This is a genomic window from Streptomyces sp. CRN 30, assembly GCF_034105845.1.
This window is the reverse complement of the sequence record NZ_JAVRHI010000068.1, coordinates 1-18,625: the sequence shown is the minus strand read 5'-3', so window position 1 is coordinate 18,625 and position 18,625 is coordinate 1. Positions and strand designations below refer to the sequence as shown.

General features: G+C 74.5%; 15 protein-coding genes and 1 pseudogene. 11 read left to right on the top strand and 5 right to left on the bottom strand.

All coding sequences use genetic code 11. The features are described from left to right. Positions 1-37: 37 nt before the first annotated feature. Positions 38-205 carry a hypothetical protein gene (locus UW392_RS06710; RefSeq protein WP_320773945.1) on the bottom strand — a complete coding sequence of 56 codons (168 nt, stop codon included), beginning with the start codon at positions 203-205 and terminating at the stop codon, positions 38-40. A 168-nt stretch (positions 206-373) separates the two neighbouring features. On the opposite strand from UW392_RS06710, the gene UW392_RS06705 reads away from it, so the two are divergent. After that, positions 374-1,921 (top strand): SDR family oxidoreductase, encoded by a 1,548-nt coding sequence (locus UW392_RS06705; RefSeq protein WP_320773944.1) that lies wholly within the window; start codon positions 374-376, stop codon positions 1,919-1,921. Between the two features lie 282 nt (positions 1,922-2,203). Beyond that, complete coding sequence (locus UW392_RS06700) at positions 2,204-3,577, top strand: deoxyribodipyrimidine photo-lyase (RefSeq protein ID WP_320773943.1); 1,374 nt, start codon at positions 2,204-2,206, stop codon at positions 3,575-3,577. Here the strand turns inward: UW392_RS06700 and UW392_RS06695 are convergent. After that, a complete protein-coding gene (locus tag UW392_RS06695; protein WP_320773942.1) occupies positions 3,552-4,547 on the bottom strand; it encodes a MerR family transcriptional regulator in 996 nt (331 codons plus the stop codon). The genes UW392_RS06700 and UW392_RS06695 overlap by 26 nt on opposite strands. 248 nt (positions 4,548-4,795) lie before the next feature. Here UW392_RS06695 and UW392_RS06690 point away from each other — a divergent pair, with 248 nt between their 5' ends. The 3 genes from UW392_RS06690 to UW392_RS06680 all read left to right on the top strand — a co-directional run bounded on the left by UW392_RS06690 (position 4,796) and on the right by UW392_RS06680 (position 6,343). Continuing rightward, positions 4,796-5,233, top strand: a complete 438-nt coding sequence (locus tag UW392_RS06690) for an SPW repeat protein (RefSeq protein ID WP_320773941.1) — start codon at positions 4,796-4,798, stop codon at positions 5,231-5,233. Between the two features lie 151 nt (positions 5,234-5,384). After that, the gene (locus tag UW392_RS06685; RefSeq protein ID WP_320773940.1) at positions 5,385-5,648 is read left to right on the top strand and encodes a GlsB/YeaQ/YmgE family stress response membrane protein; all 264 of its coding nucleotides are present in this window, start codon (positions 5,385-5,387) and stop codon (positions 5,646-5,648) included. A 209-nt stretch (positions 5,649-5,857) separates the two neighbouring features. After that, on the top strand, positions 5,858-6,343 hold the full coding sequence (locus UW392_RS06680; RefSeq protein ID WP_320773939.1) for a nucleoside deaminase: 486 nt from the start codon (positions 5,858-5,860) through the stop codon (positions 6,341-6,343). A gap of 39 nt (positions 6,344-6,382) precedes the next feature. Here the strand turns inward: UW392_RS06680 and UW392_RS06675 are convergent, their stop codons facing one another. Beyond that, positions 6,383-7,114, bottom strand: a complete 732-nt coding sequence (locus UW392_RS06675) for a chaplin (RefSeq protein ID WP_320773938.1) — start codon at positions 7,112-7,114, stop codon at positions 6,383-6,385. Positions 7,115-7,387: 273 nt separating this feature from the next. On the opposite strand from UW392_RS06675, the gene UW392_RS06670 reads away from it, so the two are divergent. Then, entirely contained in the window at positions 7,388-8,989 is a 1,602-nt protein-coding gene (locus UW392_RS06670) for an alpha/beta hydrolase (RefSeq protein ID WP_320773937.1), read from the top strand. A 21-nt stretch (positions 8,990-9,010) separates the two neighbouring features. Here the strand turns inward: UW392_RS06670 and asnB are convergent, their stop codons facing one another. Further along, positions 9,011-10,852, bottom strand: a complete 1,842-nt coding sequence (asnB, locus tag UW392_RS06665; protein WP_320773936.1) for an asparagine synthase (glutamine-hydrolyzing) — start codon at positions 10,850-10,852, stop codon at positions 9,011-9,013. A 332-nt stretch (positions 10,853-11,184) separates the two neighbouring features. On the opposite strand from asnB, the gene UW392_RS06660 reads away from it, so the two are divergent. From UW392_RS06660 to UW392_RS06650, 3 genes are all read left to right on the top strand, one after another. After that, positions 11,185-12,279 (top strand): chemotaxis protein, encoded by a 1,095-nt coding sequence (locus UW392_RS06660; protein ID WP_320773935.1) that lies wholly within the window; start codon positions 11,185-11,187, stop codon positions 12,277-12,279. Between the two features lie 76 nt (positions 12,280-12,355). Then, positions 12,356-13,387, top strand: coding sequence for a Gfo/Idh/MocA family oxidoreductase (locus UW392_RS06655; RefSeq protein ID WP_320773934.1), 1,032 nt, complete (start codon positions 12,356-12,358; stop codon positions 13,385-13,387). Between the two features lie 206 nt (positions 13,388-13,593). Continuing rightward, positions 13,594-14,949 carry a PAS domain-containing protein gene (locus UW392_RS06650; protein ID WP_320773933.1) on the top strand — a complete coding sequence of 452 codons (1,356 nt, stop codon included), beginning with the start codon at positions 13,594-13,596 and terminating at the stop codon, positions 14,947-14,949. Between the two features lie 51 nt (positions 14,950-15,000). Here UW392_RS06650 and UW392_RS06645 read toward each other — a convergent pair whose 3' ends face one another. Next, positions 15,001-16,497, bottom strand: a complete 1,497-nt coding sequence (locus UW392_RS06645) for a hypothetical protein (RefSeq protein ID WP_320773932.1) — start codon at positions 16,495-16,497, stop codon at positions 15,001-15,003. A 267-nt stretch (positions 16,498-16,764) separates the two neighbouring features. Here UW392_RS06645 and UW392_RS06640 point away from each other — a divergent pair, with 267 nt between their 5' ends. Together UW392_RS06640 and UW392_RS06635 are read left to right on the top strand one after the other, a co-directional pair. Next, complete coding sequence (locus UW392_RS06640; protein WP_320773931.1) at positions 16,765-17,904, top strand: aminoglycoside phosphotransferase family protein; 1,140 nt, start codon at positions 16,765-16,767, stop codon at positions 17,902-17,904. Positions 17,905-18,178: 274 nt separating this feature from the next. Further along, positions 18,179-18,625, top strand: a pseudogene (locus tag UW392_RS06635) (N-acetylmuramoyl-L-alanine amidase); the annotation flags it as partial.

The window sequence follows — 18,625 nt, the reverse complement described above, 5'->3', positions numbered from 1 at the left end:
GGTGCGCGGGGCGCGCCCCGCGCACCCGGCGCCCTCGTCACTCCTCCTCCGCCACCGGAACGACCACGAGGAACGCGTCCGACTTCAGGTCCATCACGACCGTCGCGGGCTCGCCCTGGGCCCGCCGCGCGGCCGCGAACTCCTCCGCCGGCCACGAACCACGCGGGGACCCCGCGGGAAAACGCTCCAACACCTTCGCGCCCATAGCGGCAGAACACCTCCAGAAGTCGAAACGGGGACCAGGACACTCACCTGAGTACATTCCGCATGCCCCCGTTCGTGCCGCGCATACGCCGCATCCGGTGGAACACCTCACGGGGAAGTGATCACATGGAACGGCAGGGGGGACACCGACCCGTAAGGACCGAGCACCATGCGCGACGACGACACGGAGGCCGGGCCGCGCTGCCTGGTCACCGGGGCCACGGGCTACATCGGCGGCCGGCTCGTGCCGGAGCTGCTCGCCGCGGGCCACCGGGTCCGCTGCCTGGCCCGCTCCCCCGGCAAGCTCCGCGACCATCCGTGGGCGGGCGACGCCGAGGTGGTACGCGGTGACGTCACCGACCGCGACTCCCTGGCCGTCGCGATGCGCGACGTGGACGTCGCCTACTACCTGGTGCACTCGCTCAGCACCGGCGACGGCTTCGAGGACACCGACCGCCGCGCCGCGCGTCTCTTCGGCGACGTGGCCCGGGAGGCCGGGGTGCGCCGGATCGTCTACCTGGGCGGCCTCACCCCCGCGGGTGTGCCGGAGCGCGTCCTCTCGCCGCACCTGCGCTCCCGCGCGGAGGTGGGCCGCATCCTGCTCGACTCGGGTGTGCCCACCGCCGTGCTGCGGGCGGCCGTCATCATCGGCTCCGGCTCGGCCTCCTTCGAGATGCTGCGCTACCTGACCGAGCGGCTGCCGGTGATGGTGACGCCGAACTGGGTGCACACCCGCATCCAGCCCATCGCCATCCGCGACGTGCTGCGCACCCTGGTCGGCAGCGCGGGGATGCCCGAGGAGGTGAACCGGACCTTCGACATCGGCGGCCCGGAGGTGCTGACGTACCGGATGATGATGGACCGGTACTCGACCGTCGCCGCGCTGCCGCACCGGTACGTGGTGCCGGTGCCGGTCCTCACCCCGCGCCTGTCCGGCTACTGGGTGGGGCTGGTGACGCCCGTGCCCGCGTCCATCGCCCGGCCGCTCACCGAGTCGCTGCGCCACGAGGTGGTGTGCCAGGAGCACGACATCGCGCGGTACGTGCCGGACCCGCCGGGGTTCCCGATCGGCTTCGACGAGTCGGTACGGCTGGCCCTGCAACGCGTGCGGGAGGCGCAGGTGGCGACCCGCTGGTCCAACGCGTCGGTGCCGGGCGCGCCCAGCGACCCGCTGCCCACCGACCCCGACTGGACGGGCGGCAGCCTGTACACCGACCGCCGCGCTCGGCGCGTCGCCGCCTCGCGCGAGACCCTCTGGCAGGTCATCGAGGGCATCGGCGGGGACAACGGCTGGTACTCCTTCCCGCTCGCCTGGGCCGTGCGCGGCTGGCTGGACCGGCTGGCCGGCGGGGTCGGCCTGTCCCGGGGGCGGCGCGACGCCAAGCACCTGCGCGCCGGGGACTCCCTCGACTTCTGGCGTGTCGAGGAGATCGAGCCGGGCCGGCTGCTGCGGCTGCGCGCGGAGATGCGGCTGCCGGGACTGGCCTGGTTGGAGATGTACGCCGAGACGGACGCCGACGGCCACACGCTCTACCGCCAGCGGGCCCTGTTCCACCCCCACGGCCTCCTCGGCCACCTGTACTGGTGGAGCGTGTCCCCCTTCCACGCGGTCGTCTTCGGCGGCATGGCCCGCAACATCGCGAGAGCGGCGGAGGGCACGACCCGGGGCACGACGCCGAGGAGAAGACCACCACGCCGCCGCCCAGCCACAGGCTGACCCCCACCCCCGATCCGTCACCCACCGACCGCGGGCGATCGTGCCGCCTGGGCGGCACGGGTGGGCGGCACGAGTGGGCGGCACGGGTGGGCGCGGCAGCACCCCGTCAGTGCCGGGCCGCGCGAACGCCCCCCGGCCCACGGCGACCCGCACCCCCGCACCCCCGCACCCCGGAAATGGGGCGCCGGCCCACCCCGCCGCATCCGTACACGCCCCCGAACCGGAAACACCTCTGCGGGGCAGAATCCCCGCCGCCGACCCTCACCCCTGCGGAGTGCGCGCATGCACGTCTCGGTCGCCCTGTTCACCGCCGATCTGCGGCTGCACGACCAGCCGCCGCTGCGCGCCGCCAGCGACGGCTCCGGCCACGTCGTCCCCCTGTTCGTCCGGGACCGGGCGGTGGACGGCGCCGGTTTCGCCGCCCCGAACCGCCTGGCGTTCCTCGCCGACTGCCTCCACGACCTCGACGCGGGCCTGCGCTCCCGGGGCGGTCACCTCGTCCTCAGGTCGGGCGACGTCGTCGAGGAGGTCTGCCGGGTGGCCGCCGAGTCGGACGCCGACGAGGTGCACATGGCCTCCGACGTCAGCGCCTACGCCCGCGCCCGCGAGGCCCGGCTCCGGCGCGCCCTGGAGGGCGGCGGCCGGCGTCTCCACGTACACGACACGGTAACCACCGTCGTACCGCCCGGAGAGGTCACCCCGGCCTCCTCGGACCACTTCGCCGTGTTCACCCCGTACTTCCGGCACTGGTGCGACCTGCGTCCGCGCGACGTCCTCGCCGCCCCCCGCACCGTCCGCGTCCCGGACGGCGTCGGCTCCGAACCGCTGCCGGACCGCTCCGCGCTCACGGACCTGTCGCCCGCGCTCGCCCGGGGCGGCGAGGCGGAGGGCCGCAGGCGGCTGGCGGCGTGGCTGCGCGGTCCCGTCGCGCGGTACGAGGACCGCCACGACGACCTGGCCGGCGACGCCACCTCACGTCTCTCCCCGCACCTGCACTTCGGCACCCTCTCCCCCGTCGAGGTCGTCCACCGCGCCCGGAAGGCGGGTGGTCCCGGCGCCGAGTCCTTCGTCCGGCAGATCGCCTGGCGCGACTTCCACCGGCAGGTCCTGGCGGCCCGGCCGGCGGCGTCCGCCACCGACTACCGCACCCGGCACGACCGTTGGCGGTCCGGGCGCGACGCCCGCGAGGACGCCGCCGCGTGGAAGGCGGGCCGCACCGGCTACCCGCTGGTCGACGCGGCGATGCGGCAACTGCTGCACGAGGGCTGGATGCACAACCGGGCCCGGCTGCTGACAGCGAGTTTCCTCACCAAGACGCTGTACGTCGACTGGCGCGTCGGCGCCCGGCACTTCCTCGACCTCCTCGTCGACGGCGACGTCGCCAACAACCAGATGAACTGGCAGTGGGCGGCCGGCACCGGCACCGACAGCCGCCCCAACCGGGTCCTCAACCCCCTGGCGCAGGCCCGCCGTTACGACCCCGACGGCACCTACGTACGGCGCTGGGTGCCGGAGCTGAAGGAGGTGTCGGGGCGGGCCGTGCACGAGCCGTGGAAGCTGCCGGGCGCCGAGCGCTCCGCCCTTGACTACCCGGACCCGGTGGTCGACCTCGCGGAGGGCCTCGCCCGGTTCAGACGGGCCCGGGGACGGGAGTGAGGGCCGCCGCGCCGGTGACACCCGCGAGCGTCTCCAGCGCCTCGGGCAGCGTCGACGGCCGGGCCATGCCCGCCGCGGGGCGCCCGGCCCAGCCCGGTCCGCCCAGCAGCACCAGCGGGCGGCGGCGCGCGCCGGTCACGCCCCACCGGGTGGCCGCCACGTGCCGGGCCAGCGCCAGGGTCGCCATGGACCGGGCCTGCGCCCACAGCACCACGGCGACCGGACCGAGCCGGCGCACGGCCGCGATCAGCGCCTCCGCCGGTACCGCCGCGCCGAACATCCGCGTGACCTGGCCGCGTTCGCTCAGTACGGCGTTGAGCGCCTCGATCGGCAGCGAGTGCTCCTCGCCGGGCACGCAGGCCAGCACGACGGGCGCGGCGGCCGGCCCCGTGGCGGACACGGGGGGCCCGGTGTGCCGGCGCAGGGTCGTGGAGACGTACCAGGAGAGCAGGTGCTCGACCTCGACGTAGCGGTCCCCGGAGGTCTCCCACTTCCGGCCGACCGCGTGCAGTGTCGGCACCATCACCTCCTGCCAGGCGGTGGTCAGTCCGTGCCGTGCCACGGCCTCGTCAAGGAGTTGCTGCACGGCGGGCGCGTCGAGCCGTACGGCGGCGCGCGACAGCCCCCTGCACTCCCGGCGCAGATCGGCGGGGGACGCCGGAGCCGGTGCGGCGCGCGTCTCTTCGCGGGGGGCGTCCGGGGCCGGCGGCGCGCCCTGCCGGGCGAGGCGGGCGGCCTCGGCGGGCGGCACCCCGGAGGAGGTCAGCCGGCACATCGCCTCCAGCACCACGATGTCCCCCGGCGACCAGCGCCGGTGGCGGCCCTCGTCGCGGACCGCGGGTCCTATCCCGTACCGCCGGTCCCACGAACGCAGCGTCGTGGGGGAGACCCCGAGTCGCCTGGCCAGGGCCCCCGTGGTCAGCCCGGCCCCGTCCGCTGACGGGCGCGCGAGGCTCGTCGATTCCTGCATGGGCAGACAATACGACGCACAACCGACGCATGTTGAAGCCTTGGCGAAATCAGTCCCAGCATGACGATCCCGCGTCTCGGACATCCGACGGCCCCCGGGGAGAGTCGGCGCTCCTCGGGGGCTTCCGTCTGCCCGCGCGCTTCCCGGCGCTACACATAAGGGAGAAATAAGAGCAGAATGGACGTATGTGCGGTATCCGCCGCATACCGCTTCAGAGCGGACGGTCTGCCAGTTCGAAGGAGACGACCATGGCCAACGTCTCGCACACCCGGAGTGACCTGGGGAGCCATCCCGACGCCCCCGAGATGCGGGCGCGCTACGACCGCGTCCTCGGCGGCCGCGACGTGGCGCTCGTGGACGGACCGGTGTTCCTGCTCGGTCTCTACTGCGCCGTGTCCCCGTGGATCCTCCACTTCACGACGAGCCAGCCCTCCCTGGTCGCCCACAACCTGATCATCGGTATCGCCATCGGCCTGCTGGCCCTGGGGTTCACACGGGCCCCGGAGCGCATGTACGGCCTCAGCGGCGCCATGTGCGCCATCGGCGTGTGGATGATCGTCTCGCCCTGGATCGTGGGCTCCGGCCCGGACCGCGGCGTCATCTGGAACAACGTGGTGATCGGCGCGCTCACCTTGATGCTGGGCACGGCCTGCGCCGTCACGGCGGCGAGGAGCCGCAGGCGCTAGAGGGCTTCTGGCGGGTCTCCGCGGCGTCGCGGCGTCGCGACGTCCGGCCGCCGTTCTGCCCCGGGACGATCCCGGGGCAGAACCGTACGGAGTGTGTCCGCCACCAGGGGGCAGACGCCTGGTGCAAGCGTCGCGACGGAAAGGGGCGGACATGGAGATCAGCGGCATCATCAGCGCCATCATCATCGGCATCGTCATCGGTGTCCTGGGCCGGCTCGTGGTACCCGGGCGCCAACGCATCGGCATCCTGTGGACCATTCTCGTGGGCATCGTGGCCGCACTGATCGGTTCCGCGATCGCCAACGCGTTCGACGTCGCCGACACCAACGGCGTGGACTGGGTCGAGTGGCTCATCCAGATCGGCCTGGCCGCGCTCGGCGTGGCCGCGCTGGACCGGTCGAAGGCGCGCCGCTGACGGCGGCGGAGCGGCGGGGCCGCCCCCGGTCGGGTACCGGGCGGGACGGCAGCGCGTACGACGGGCGGCGCACCGGATCTTTTCCGGTGCGCCGCCCGTCGTACGCGGCAGGCGCGCCGCTCCTCCCAGTCGGCGGGTGCGCCGCCCGTCGCGCATAGGGTGAGGCACGCCGATCACCCGTCGTCATCCGCCGAGGAGGGCCGCACATCATGGCCGTGAAGGACGCCGAACTGCCGCATCTGCGCCGGTGCGTGGAGCTGGCCGCCGAGGCCCTCGCCGCCGGGGACGAGCCCTTCGGTTCGGTCCTGGCCGGCGGCGACGGCACGGTGCTGGCCGAGGACCGCAACCGGATCGCGTCCGGCGACAGCACCCGTCACCCCGAGTTCGAACTCGCCCGCTGGGCCGCCGCCCATCTGGGGCCGGACGAGCGGGCCGCCGCCACGGTCTACACCTCGGGCGAGCACTGCCCGATGTGTGCCGCCGCGCACGCCTGGGTCGGTCTGGGCCGCGTCGTCTACGTCGCCTCCTCGCACCAGCTCCTGACCTGGCACACCGAGCTGGGCGTCCCGGCCTCGCCGGTCCGGGCGCTCCCGATCCAGGAGATCGCCCCCGACGTGACCGTGGAGGGCCCGGTCCCCGACCTCACGGAAGACATCCACGCGCTGCACGTCCGCTTCCACACGGGCCGCGCCTGACCCGGTCCGGCCGGGCGGCGGGCTTCCGCCGGGTCTCCGTCAGTCCCGCCCCGCCGGGCGGAAGCGCCGGTACAGGGCCGCGCCGCCGAAGGCGAGGGCGGTACTGCCCGCCACCAGGGGCCAGGTCAGGTCGGCCCCGGTCTCGGCGAGGGACTCCGTCGCCGCCCCGGGCTCTTCGGTCTCCGGAGCCCGCTGCAGCGGTGTCTCCTCCTCGGCGGGTGCCGGAGCCGTCGGGTCCGGCTCGGGGGCGGGTTCCGGGGCCGGGTCCGCGGGGCGGGCCGGCGGCTCGGGCCGGTCGTCCGGGCCGTTCTCGGCCCGGTTGGCGAAGGACGGGTTGCCGATGCCGGCCACGTCGACCGAGTTGCCGCTGACGTTCACCGGCAGTTCGACCGGCAGCTGGATGCCGTTGCCGGAGATCACCCCCGGTGAGTCCTTCCCGCCGCCCGCGGCCGACGCGCCACCGGACACACCGCCGGGCGTGCGGCCCGACGCGCCGCCGGAGTCACCGCTCGCACCTCCGCCGGTGTTCTCGCAGCCGTTGCCCATGGCCGGGTTGAGCAGCCCGGCCACGTTCACGGTGTTCCCGCACACGTTCACCGGGACGTCCACCGGGAGCTGGACGGTGTTGCCCGAGACCGCTCCCGGCGAACCGGCCGCGACCCCCGCCGCGTCCGCGCCGTCGGCCGCGACGGCCGAGCAGACCGGGATCGTCACGGCCATCGCGCCGGAGGCGGCGAGGGCGAGCGCACCGATACGGGTAACCCTTCGCATAGGTTCCCTGCCTTCCAGACATGTCACGGGCACCCGCCCGCACCGGTTAAAACGCGGGCGAACCATCCGAGTTATGGCTTATCCGCCTGTCACCCCATCGAGTGCCCCTTTTATCGAACAAAGAGGAGCAGGCGGACGTTAAGCCAGCAAAGCGGCACAGGGTACGGCAACACCTGCCGGACCGCCCGTCCGACAGGCGGGTCACCGAAGGCCCGCTTATGGTGATCGAGGGCGCCGCACTCCGGTCCCCGACGGGGCGCCCGGGAGGCATCGATGCTGGTCAAGCCGGAATCTCGGTCCACGGCCCTGCGCTGGGCGATACCCGGCGCGGTGGGCCTGTCGCTGCTGGGCGCGGGTCTGCCCGCCGCCGGCGCGGAGGGCCCCGGACCCGGCCTGTCCCGGTTCCACGGCCAGCGGATCACCTGGTCCGCCTGCCGCGGCATGGAGATGCCGAAGGATCTGCAGTGCGGCAAGGTCACCGTGCCCCTCGACTACGGGAAGCCGGGCGGGAAGACACTCGACCTGGCCCTGGCCCGCCACCGCGCGACCGGCGACCGCAAGGGCTCGGTGCTGCTGAACTTCGGCGGCCCCGGCGGCTCGGGGGTGAACGAACTGGCTGCCGGCGGCCGGGACTTCATGCACCTCACCAACGGCTACGACGTCGTCACCTTCGACCCGCGCGGCGTCGGCCGGTCCTCCCCGGTCAGCTGCGGCCCCGGCTCCGTCGAGATCGTCCGGGCGACCGACGGGGACGAGGGCATGAAGAACCCGCGGGGCGCGCTGGAGCGGCTGCGCGAGGCGGCGGCCCAGTGCACCGAGCACTCGGGACCCGTCCTGCGCCACATAGGCACCGTCGACGCCGCCCGCGACCTGGACGTGATGCGTGCGGCGCTCGGCGACGACAAGCTCAACTACCTGGGCTTCTCCTACGGCACCCGGCTCGGCGCGGTGTACGCGGCGCAGTTCCCCCGCCGGGTGGGCCGGATGGTCCTGGACGGCGTGGACACCCTCACCGAACCGCTGAGCGAGCAGGGCCTGGCGGGGGCGCGGGGGCAGCAGACCGCGCTGGACAACTTCCTGGCGTGGTGCGCGGACGACATCGCCTGCCCGTTCGGCCAGGACACCCGGGAGGCCCGGCGCCAGGTCGTGCGGCTGGTGACGTCACTCGACGAGGAGCCGGTGCCCTCGACCTTCGGCGCCTCCTTCTCCGGTCAGGACCTCGTCGGCGCCCTCGGCCAGGCGCTGTACAGCCGTGAGCTGTGGCCCATGCTGGAGCGGGCCGTGGCGCAGCTGGTCGAGGACGGCGACTCGCGGGGCCTGGAGAGCTTCGTCTCCGGCGGCGTCGGCTTCCCCGTCCGGCAGGGCGCGAACGGGGGCCTGACCGACGCGGAGGACGTCCCGCTCGACAACCTCCCGGCGGCGCTGATGGCGATCAACTGCGCCGACGACCCCGACCGCCCCGGCGCCGACCGGGTCACCCGTTCCCTGGGCCGCCTGCGGGAGCGGTACGAGGAGGCGTCCCCGGTCTTCGGCCGCTACCGGCTCACCCAGGTGCTGATGTGCTACGGCCGGCCCAAGGGCACCGACTACATCCGCGACGAGGTGAAGGGCGTCGGCAGCGCGAAGATGCTGCTGGTCGGGACGCGTGGCGACCCGGCGACCCCGTACCGCTGGACCGAGGAGACCGCCGCTCGGCTCGGCCCCGCGGCCGTGGTCCTCGACAACAAGGGCGAGGGGCACACCGGGTACGCCTCCTCGCGGTGCGTGCACCGCAAGGTGGACGACTTCCTGCTCTACGGCTCCCTGCCGCCCGACGGCAGTTCCTGCGGGCCGCAGGAGCGGGGGGGCGGACGGCTGAGCGGGACGGACGGCTGAGCGGAACGGACGGCTGAGCCGTCAGCCGAGGACGAGTTCGGGCGAGTACAGGTCCAGCCAGAGGGCGAGGTCGAGGGCGCGTTCGAGGCCGCGCCGGTCCCCCTGGCCGCTCATCGGGGCCTCCCGCTCCGCGGCGCGCCGCAGCCGGGCGGGGTCGACGAGGTCGAAGACCGGGTGGCCGGGGCGGGCGAGCAGGTCCCGGGCCTGGTCCTGGAGGGCCGCCGCGTACTTGGGGTCCTGGGTCGACGGGTAGGGGCTCTTGACCCGGTCGTAGACGGACCGCGGGAGGACGTCGGCGGTGGCCTCGCGCAGCAGGGTCTTCTCCCGGCCGTCGTAGGACTTCAGCGCCCAGGGGGTGTTGTAGACGTACTCGACGAGCCGGTGGTCACAGAAGGGGACCCGGACCTCCAGGCCGACGGCCATGCTGGCGCGGTCCTTGCGGTCGAGCAGGACACGCACGAAGCGGGTGAGGTGGAGGTGGCTGATGCGCCGCATCCGGTATTCGAGGTCGCTCTCGCCGTCCAGGCGGCGGATGCCCGCTACGGCGTCGCGGTAGCCGTCGGCGACGTAGCCGGGCAGGTCGAGGGCGCGGGTGAGGTCGGGGCGCAGGACGTCGGTGTCGGCGCCCAGGTGCCGCCCCATGGTGACCAGCCAGGGGAAGGCGTCGGCCCGGCGGGCCTCCTCGTCGAAGAACTGGAGGTAGCCGCCGAAGACCTCGTCGGCGGACTCGCCGGAGAGGGCGACGGTGGAGTGCTCGCGGACGGCACGGAAGAGCAGGTAGAGGGAGGCGTCCATGTCGCCGAGCCCCGCGGGCAGGTCGCGGGCGCGGATCACCTTCTCCCGGACGGCGGGGTCGGCGAGCGCCTGGGCGTCGAGGACGATGTCCTGGTGGTCGGTGCCGGCGGAGCGGGCGACGTCGTGCACGTAAGGGGTGTCGGGGGTGGAGCGCAGTTCGTCGGCGACGAAGTTCTCGGCCTGGCCGGCGAAGTCGACCGCGAAGCTGCGGATCTTCTCGCCCGCTCCGGCGAGTTGCCGGGCGCCCAGCGCGGTCAGCGCGGAGGAGTCCAGTCCGCCGGAGAGCAGGGTGCAGCGGGGCACGTCGGCGACGAGCTGGCGGCGCACGATGTCGTCGAGGAGGGTGCGGACGTGGGCGACGGTGGCGGCGCGGTCGTCGGTGTGCGGGCGGGTCTCCAGCTCCCAGTAGCGCCGGGTGCGCACGCCGGAGCGGTCGACGGTGACGACCGTGCCGGGCTCGACCTCGTGGATGCCGTCCCACACCGCGTGTCCCGGCGTCTTGATCATGGTGAACAGCTCGCGCAGCCCGTCGAGCCGGACCCGGCGGCGGGCCAGGGGGTGGGCGAGGATCGCCTTGGGTTCGGAGCCGAAGAGGACGCCGTCGGGGGTGGGGTGGTGGTAGAAGGGCTTGATCCCCATGCGGTCGCGGACCATGACGAGCTTGTCGGCGCGGCCGTCCCAGACCGCGAAGGCGTACATGCCGTTGAGGCGTTCGGCGAGTGTGTCGCCCCACTCCAGGTAGGCGCGCAGGACCACCTCGGTGTCGGAGTCGGTGGTGAAGCGGTGGCCTCGGCCGGTGAGTTCACGACGGAGTTCGGTGAAGTTGTAGATCTCCCCCGAGTAGACGAGGGCGACCGTGCCCGCCGGGGTGCCGGCGGTCATCGGCTGCCGGCCGCCGGGCAGGTCGATGATGGCGAGCCTGCGGTGGCCGAGCGCCGCGGGGCCCTCGGCCCAGACGCCGCGGTCGTCCGGTCCGCGGCAGGACATCGTCTCCGTCATCGCATCCAACGCCGTCCGCTCGGCGCTCAGGTCACGGTCGAAGGAGACCCAGCCGGTGATGCCGCACATGTGCTACCTCCCGCGTCCGGTCAGGCCCCGCCCCGCCACGAGCTGCTGTTTTGCTACTGCGAGCGAGGCTCGGGCCAAACCAGTTGTAGTAACCATCTACACGTCGAGCCTGCGCGCCGCGGGCAGGTCGGTCAACGTGGCCGTAACACGACGGACACATACGGGCCCACCGTTTCGGCCACGCTTTGCGCTCGCGATACCCGCGCGCCGCGGCACCGCCGGGGTCCGGCCGCGCGGAACCGGCCATGGGCAAAGACTTCCTCAACCTGCCAGGACCGCCTGTCGGGATTGCCCCGAATGCCCGATCGGCGCGGCGGTCCTATCGTGCTGACATGGAGCACGATCTGAGTCCCTCCGCCCTCGCCGGACTGCGGCGCCCCCGCCCCTACCCGGCCGTGTCCGTGCTGGTCCCGACCCACCGCCGCGAACCCGGCAACGCGCAGGACCCGGTGCGGCTGCGCAACGTCGTCGCCGAGGCCCGCAGACGGCTGGAGGCCGACCCCGCGGTCACCCGCGAGCGCCGCACCGAGGTCGCCCACCAGCTCGACCGGGCCCTCGCCGAGATCGACCCGGCCGAGGCCGAGGAGGGGCTGGCGATCTTCGCCGCGCCCGGCGAGCACCAGGTGTGGACACTTGCCCGCACCGTCCCCGAACGGGTGGTCCTCGGCGACACCTTCCTGACCCGCAACCTGGTCGCGGCCCACACCGCCGAGCGGCCGTTCTGGGTCCTCTCCGTCGCCGCCGACCGCGCCGCCCTGTGGAACGGCGGCACCGGCCGCGTCGTCGAGGAGCACACCGGCGCCTTCCCGATGACCAGGCCGCCCGAGGAGTTCGACCCCGAACGCCTGGAGCGGACCGGCGGCTCGCCGAGCACCTTCCGCGACGAGCGCACCCGCCGGTTCCTGCGCGACGTCGGCGCCGCCGTGGACCACGTGCTGCGCGCCCGCCCCCGGCCGCTGTACGTCACCGGCCCCGAGGCCGCCCTGTCGCTGCTTGCCGAGACGGGCGGCGCCGACCGGGGCGCGGTGCACGTGCCGCACGGCGGGCTCGCGGACGGCACGCCCGAGGCCGTGTGGCAGGCTGTCGCCCCGCTGCTCGCCGCCGAGACCCGCCGGGCCGCCGACGCGGTGGCCGCCGAGCTGGAGGCGGCGCGCGGACGCCGGGAGTTCGCGGCCGGCGTCGACGAGCTGTGGCAGAGCGCCCGGTCCGGGCGCGTCCGGCTGCTGGCCGTCGAGGAGGACTACCGGGTCACCGTGGTGGACGCCGGCGACCACCTCGAACCGGCCGGGCCCGGCGACCTCGACGCCTGCGAGGACATCGTGGACGAGATCGTCGAGCGGTGTCTGGAGACCGGCGCCGAGGTCCGCTTCGTACCGGACGGCACCCTGCGGGACGCCGACGGCATCGCGGGCGTGCTGCGGTACTGACCGCCGCGGTCCCGGTCCGTCCTTGACGCCCGTGGCAACCTGTTCGCGGTACTCGAGCGGGAGGAGCGGACGGGACATGGGACAGTCGCTGGGCGTCGCGGTGCTGGGCGCGGGGCACATGGGCGCCGATCACCTGCGCCGCCTGGACCGGGTGGTGAGCGGCGCCCGCGTGGTCGCCGTCGCCGACCCGGACACCGCGCGGGCCGAGGAGGCGGTCGCCGGACGGGAGGGCGTCGCCGTCCGTACGGAGGTCGAGGCCGCGCTGGACGCCCCGGGCGTCGAGGCGGTGCTGGTCGCCTCCCCCGGCGAGGCGCACGAGGAGGCGCTGCTCGCGGCCTTCGCCCGGGGTCTGCCGGTGCTGTGCGAGAAGCCGATGGTGCCCGACTCCGCGGGCGCGCTGCGGGTGGTGGAGGCCGAACTCCGGCTGGGCCGGCGGCTCGCGCAGATCGGGTTCATGCGGCGCTACGACGCCGAGTACCAGCGGCTGAAGACGCTGCTGGACAGCGGGCGGCTGGGCCGTCCGCTGATGCTGCACTGCACCCACCGCAACGTGTCCTCGCCGCCGCACTTCACCTCCGCGATGCTGGTGAACAGCTCCGTCTCGCACGAGATCGACGCCGCCCGCTGGCTGCTCGGCCAGGAGCCGGTCGCGGTGACCGTGCACCGGCCGCGGCCGTCCTCGGGCGCGCCCGAGGGGCTGCTCGACCCGCAGTTCGTGCTCTTCGAGACCGACGGCGGCGCGCTGGTCGACGTGGAGGTCTTCGTCAACTGCGGCTTCGGCTACCAGGTCCGCTGCGAGGCCGTCTGCGAGGCGGGCAGCGCCCGGATCGGGGACGAGCACACCATGGTCGTGACGGCGGCGGGCGGCGCCCGCGAGGAGGTGGCGCGGGACTACCTCGTACGCTTCGCCGACGCCTACGACCGCGAGGTGCGGGCGTGGGTGGCCGCCGTACGCGGCGGCCGGGTCACCGGGCCGAGCGCCTGGGACGGGTACGCCGCGTCCGCGGTCGCCGAGGCCGGGGTCCGCGCCCTGGAGACCGGGGCCCGTACGGCCGTCGCCCTCGCACCGCGCCCGGACCTGTACGCGCCCGCCCGCCGAATCCCGTAGCCGCCCTGCGCACCGGTCCACTCGGGGGACCCGTCCGGCGACCGGCGGGTTCACGCGCCCGAGACTATGGCATATGCCCACGGCACCGCCCTATCGTGTGTCGCCAAACCCCTTACAGGGCGCCACGGGCTGTGCAACAGTCATTACGTTTTCCGCGCCCGTCCCGGTTCCGCCTTGGCCGTACCGTCTGCACACCGGAGTGCGTCATGCCGTCCCATCTCTCCGCGGACCCTCCCGCAGCACCGCCCCCGGCCGGTGGCCCGGTGGAGGCGCTGATCTCGCAGACGCGGCGGCTCAAGGGCGAGGTGGACGCGGTACGGCGCGGCGCGCGCAGAGAGGGATCGGGACCCCGGGGCCGCTGGCAGCGCGCCCTGTACGACCTGGCCCTGCACCAGCTCGACGACCTCGACCAGCACCTGGGGCAGTTGCGCGACGGCCCGCCGCCCTGCCCCGCGCCCACCGGTCCCCGGCCCGGCTCGCTGCTCAGCCGGGTCGGCAGCGCCGAGTGGAACCTGCTCACCGACGAGGCCGACTGGTCGCCGGAGCTGTACCGCATCCTCGGCCGCGACCCCGCCGCTCCCCCGCTCACCCTCGACGAACTCCCCTCCGCGGTGCTCGACGAGGACCGTCCGAAGCTGACCGCGATCGTCACGGACTGCCTCGTCGACGCGCGGCCCGTCGACGGCGAGTTCCGGATCGTCCGGCCCGACGGCGCCGTACGGACCGTGCACGTCATGGGCGAGCCGGTGCTCGACGCCGACGGCAGCACCGCCTCGATGTGGGCGGTCCTGCGCGACGTCAGCGAACTCCGCCGCAGCCAGCGGGCGGTGCGCGAGACCCGTGACTCCTTACGCGGCTCACCTCCGCACTCCGGCTCCCCGGGCCGGCCGCGCACAGGCACGCCCCCGCCCTGGCCCGGCTCCCCGCGGCTGCCCGGCACCGCCGGACTCGACGTGGCCGCCCTGGGCCCGGCGGAGACCGGCGGACCGGCCGACGCCCTCTGGTACGACGCCTGCGAGGTCACCGGCGGCGAGACCCTGCTGAGCGTCGGCCGCCTCCCCGCCCCCGCCGGCCCACCGGACACGGCCCTGCTGGTCGGCACCCTGCGCGGCCTGGCGATGGCCGGTGTGGGGCCCGGCCCCCTGCTCGGCCGGCTCACCGGCCCGGCCGGCTGTCCCCTCCCGCGCGCCCCGCGCAGCGCCCTGTGCTGTGCCTACCGGGCCGCCGACCGCACGCTGGTGTGGGCCTGCGCGGGAAGCCCCGCCCCGCTGCTCTTCCGCGACGGGACGGGGCGCCGGCTCGACGGACCCGCCGCCGGAACCACGGCCCGGACCCTGGAGCCCGGCGATCTGCTCCTCCTGTACGTCGGCCCGCCCGAGCACGACGGCACGGCCGGCGCCCGTCGCCTCCTCGCCCTGGCCCCCCGCCTGGCCGGGACGGACTCGGCACAGGACGGCATAGAGGTCGTACGACAGGAGTTCGACGGACCGGACGGACCACCGGAGGGCACCTGTGTCCTGGCGGCCCGGGTGCTGCCGGACGGAGCCCTCGGCACACCATGACGGCGTGCCGACCGTGCCCGGCGACGGCGACGGCGACGGCGACGGCGACGGCTAAGCCTGGGCGGTGCGCCCGGACTTCCCCTTCCCCTTCGGCAGCGCGGCCCTGATCTCCTCGCGCAGCTCCCCGATCCTCGGGTAGTCGGCGTACTCGGCGGTGAGCCGGTACATCTGACGCAGCCGGTCCCAGGTGCGGTGCGAGGAGTTCGAGCCCATCGACACCAGCGCCAGACGGGCGTAGCGGTCCGCCTGTTCCGGATCGTCGGCGATGAAGCAGGCCGACGCCATGGTGAGGAAGTCGAAGATCTTCGACCGCTGCCGGCCGTCGACCCTGAGTTCCAGCGCCTTGTCGGCGAAGTGCCGCGCGTGCACCGCCGCACCCGGCTCGAACTCCGCGAGGGTCCGGTACGCCAGGGCCTGCATCCCGTACAGGTCCTCCTCCTTGAAGGTCTGCATCCAGTCCGGGACCGGGCCGTCCGCCCGGTCGGAGACGAAGAGGTCCTCGGCCCGGCCGAGGGTGCGGCGCATCGCCTGGCCTTTGCCCATCGACGCCTGCGCCCACGCCTCGACGGTGCAGAGCATGGCCCGGGTGCGGGGCAGCACCCGGTCGCCGGAGCCGGACTCGGCGAGCTTCATCAGGTCCAGCGCGTCGTCGGGCCGGCCCAGGTGCACCATCTGGCGGGCGGCCCGGGAGAGCGCCTCGCCGGCCCGGGGCCGGTCACCGCCCTCCCGCGCGGCGTGCGCGGCGATGAGGAAGTACTTCTGGGCCGTGGGTTCGAGGCCGACGTCGTGCGACATCCAGCCCGCCAGGACGGCGAGGTTGGCGGCCACGCCCCACAGGCGTCGCTGGATGTGGGCGGTGTGGTGGTAGGCGAGCATGCCGCCCACCTCGTTGAGCTGCCCCACCACCGCTTTGCGCTGGAGTCCGCCGCCCCGGGCGGCGTCCCAGGCGCGGAACACCTCCACCGAGCGCTCCAGTTCCTCGACCTCCTGGGACCCGACGGGGGCGGCCTCGTAGCGGTCGGACCCGGCGGGTTCGGCGGTGTGCAGGGGATGGTCGAGATCGGGGGCGTCGGCCGCCAGGGCAGGGTCGGTGTGCAGCCAGTCGTGCATGGCGCCGCTGAGTGCGGATCCCGCGGCGAGCGCGGCGCCCGCGCCCACCAAGCCGCGTCGGTTGAGCATGAGGTCCATTCCCGTGAATTCGGTGAGGACCGCGGCGGTCCGCTCGGGCGCCCACGGCACTCCGTCGGGATGTTCCTCGTTCCCGCCGCCCTGCCGTCTCCCCGCGCGCCCGTGCCGTACCAGACCGAGGTCCTCGATGGTCACGACACGGCCGAGACGCTCGGTGAACAGGACGGCCAGCACCCGCGGTACGGGATCACGCGGGATCTCTCCCATGTCGATCCACCGCCGCACCCGCGAGGTGTCGGTCGCCAGCTGAAGGTGGCCCATGGCCGCCGCCTGCCGGTTGACCAGTCTCGCGAGTTCGCCCTTGGACCAGCCGGCCAGGCCGAACAGGTCCGAGAGCCGGGTATTGGGTTGTCCGCTCACGTCAAGCCCCCAGGTTCTCGGCTGAGTTGACAGTAGCCCGGGGTGAGGGGCCCGGCGACTATTCGCCAGGGTTCGCCAGGGTTCGCCAGATGGTGTGCCAGGACCGGTCGGGTGTCAGGTAGGAAACGCGTCACCCCGACCCGGTCGCCGCGGGGACATTCCCCAGGGTGGCCCGGAGCGGCCGGTCGGGCGGCGCCACGTTCAGCAGGAACACGCAGGAACACGCAGGAACAGTTCAGCAGGAACACGAAGGGATCTGTCTCGCCCATGTACGCAGCATCGTCCTCCGTGTCCGCCCCGCCCCGGTCGCCGCACACCCGCCCGGGAGGTAGCGGCCCGTACCTCGCCCCGGCGCGCTCCGCGGCCCCCGCGCTCGGCGCGGGCCGGGCGCGGCGCGCGGCCGGTCCCGGCACCCCACCACTCAGCGGGAGAATCGACCTGTCCGGCCCGCAGGGCACCCAGTTGCGCACGGCGATCGCCTCCGTGCACCGCATCTGTCCGGAGTTCGCCCCGGTGCAGGTGCTGCGGCGCAGCGGACGGTCGGTCCTGCTGGTCGGCACCACCGGACGCAGCACCGCCGTGGCCAAGTGTCTGCTGGACAACTCCCCGGTGTGGGCGGAGCGGATCCAGCACGAAATAGCGGCTTACCGCTCGTTCGTCCGGCACCGCCCGCCGGCGCGGGTGCCGAGGCTGATCGCGGCGGACCCGGAGAACTGCACGCTCGTGGTCGAGCGGATGCCCGGCCGGGTGGCCGCCGTGCAGCGGCACCCCGTGGAGGCCCCGCCGCGGGCGGACATCAGGGCGGCGCTCGGCGCGATCTGCCGGTTGAACTCCTGGCGTCCGCCGGCCGGTGCCTTCACCGCTCCCCTGGACTACGCGGCGCGGATCTCCCGGTACCACGAGCTGGGTCTCCTCACCGACCGGGACCTGGGCGACCTGCAGAAGCTGCTGCACGGCATCGCGCACTCGGCCGGGCGCGGCGGTATGGGGCAGTTCTGCCACGGCGACGCGCTGCTCTCCAATATCCTGATGTCACCGGCCGGTCCAGTGCTGGTGGACTGGGAGCACGCGGGCTGGTACCTGCCGGGCTACGACCTGGCGACGCTGTGGTCGGTGCTCGGTGACGCGCCGGTGGCCCGGCGGCAGATCAGCCAGATCGCCCAGTCCGCAGGCCCGGCCTCGCGCGACGCGTTCCTGGTGAACCTCATGCTCGTACTGACCCGGGAGATCCGTACGTACGAGACGGCCGTGCAGCGTTCGATGCACGACGCGGCCCCGACGGCGCCGGGGGCGGCCCACCCGGCTGCCGCGCCGTCCGGCGAGGAACAGCGGCTGTTGCTGCGGCGGCTGCACGACGACTGCCAGCTGGCCCGACGGGCCGTGCGCGCGGCGGTCGGTACTCGCTGACCGACGGCGCCGGAGGTCCGCGGTGTGCCCGGCGGGGCGCACCGCGGACCTTTCTGTGTGCCGTTCGCCGGGCTCCCCCGCGACGGCCACCGGTCTGTACCACTGACGCCGCCCTGGCCCGTGGGCCGTCGGCGCGAAACCCCGCCCCTCCCCCGATGACGTGGGACATCGCCGCCCCGTCGGCGTGATTGACGGATCGTCGGACCGCCGGGTACCACTGACGCACGCCCGGCCCCGCACGCCCCGCCAACGCCCCACGTCACAGGAGGCTGTCTTGCGAGGATCCGCCCCCGGCCCCGCTTCCGTACCCGGCGGCAGACGCCGCCGCACCACGGCCGGTGCCGTGGCCGCCGCGGCGCTGCTGCTGCCGCTCCTCGGCGCGGCACCGCCCGCCGCCGCGCCGCCCGCCGGTTCCGCGTCCGCCCCGGACGGCCTCCAGCGGGCCTTCGCCGACGCGGCGGCGGAGTACCGGGTGCCGCAGAGCGTGCTGCTGGGCGTCGCCTACCTCCAGTCCCGCTGGGACGCGCACGGCGGCGCGCCCAGCGTGACCGGCGGGTACGGGCCGATGCACCTGACCGACGCCCGTACCGCCCTGGCCGAGGCCGGTTCGCACCACGCCGGAGGTGCCGAGGACCCGCGCGGCGACGACGCCCGCGCCGCGCTGCGGCCCGAGACGCGGGAAGCGGACGCCGGCGCGCTGCCCGCCCGGCTGTCGACGCTG

Coding starts and splice junctions, on each gene's coding strand:
- UW392_RS06700 (WP_320773943.1), top strand. CDS start 2,204: ATGCACGTCTCGGTCGCCCTGTTCACCGCCGATCTGCGGCTGCACGAC.
- UW392_RS06710 (WP_320773945.1), bottom strand. CDS start 205: ATGGGCGCGAAGGTGTTGGAGCGTTTTCCCGCGGGGTCCCCGCGTGGT.
- UW392_RS06675 (WP_320773938.1), bottom strand. CDS start 7,114: ATGCGAAGGGTTACCCGTATCGGTGCGCTCGCCCTCGCCGCCTCCGGC.
- UW392_RS06650 (WP_320773933.1), top strand. CDS start 13,594: ATGCCGTCCCATCTCTCCGCGGACCCTCCCGCAGCACCGCCCCCGGCC.
- UW392_RS06670 (WP_320773937.1), top strand. CDS start 7,388: ATGCTGGTCAAGCCGGAATCTCGGTCCACGGCCCTGCGCTGGGCGATA.
- asnB (WP_320773936.1), bottom strand. CDS start 10,852: ATGTGCGGCATCACCGGCTGGGTCTCCTTCGACCGTGACCTGAGCGCC.
- UW392_RS06690 (WP_320773941.1), top strand. CDS start 4,796: ATGGCCAACGTCTCGCACACCCGGAGTGACCTGGGGAGCCATCCCGAC.
- UW392_RS06695 (WP_320773942.1), bottom strand. CDS start 4,547: ATGCAGGAATCGACGAGCCTCGCGCGCCCGTCAGCGGACGGGGCCGGG.
- UW392_RS06705 (WP_320773944.1), top strand. CDS start 374: ATGCGCGACGACGACACGGAGGCCGGGCCGCGCTGCCTGGTCACCGGG.
- UW392_RS06680 (WP_320773939.1), top strand. CDS start 5,858: ATGGCCGTGAAGGACGCCGAACTGCCGCATCTGCGCCGGTGCGTGGAG.
- UW392_RS06655 (WP_320773934.1), top strand. CDS start 12,356: ATGGGACAGTCGCTGGGCGTCGCGGTGCTGGGCGCGGGGCACATGGGC.
- UW392_RS06640 (WP_320773931.1), top strand. CDS start 16,765: ATGTACGCAGCATCGTCCTCCGTGTCCGCCCCGCCCCGGTCGCCGCAC.
- UW392_RS06660 (WP_320773935.1), top strand. CDS start 11,185: ATGGAGCACGATCTGAGTCCCTCCGCCCTCGCCGGACTGCGGCGCCCC.
- UW392_RS06685 (WP_320773940.1), top strand. CDS start 5,385: ATGGAGATCAGCGGCATCATCAGCGCCATCATCATCGGCATCGTCATC.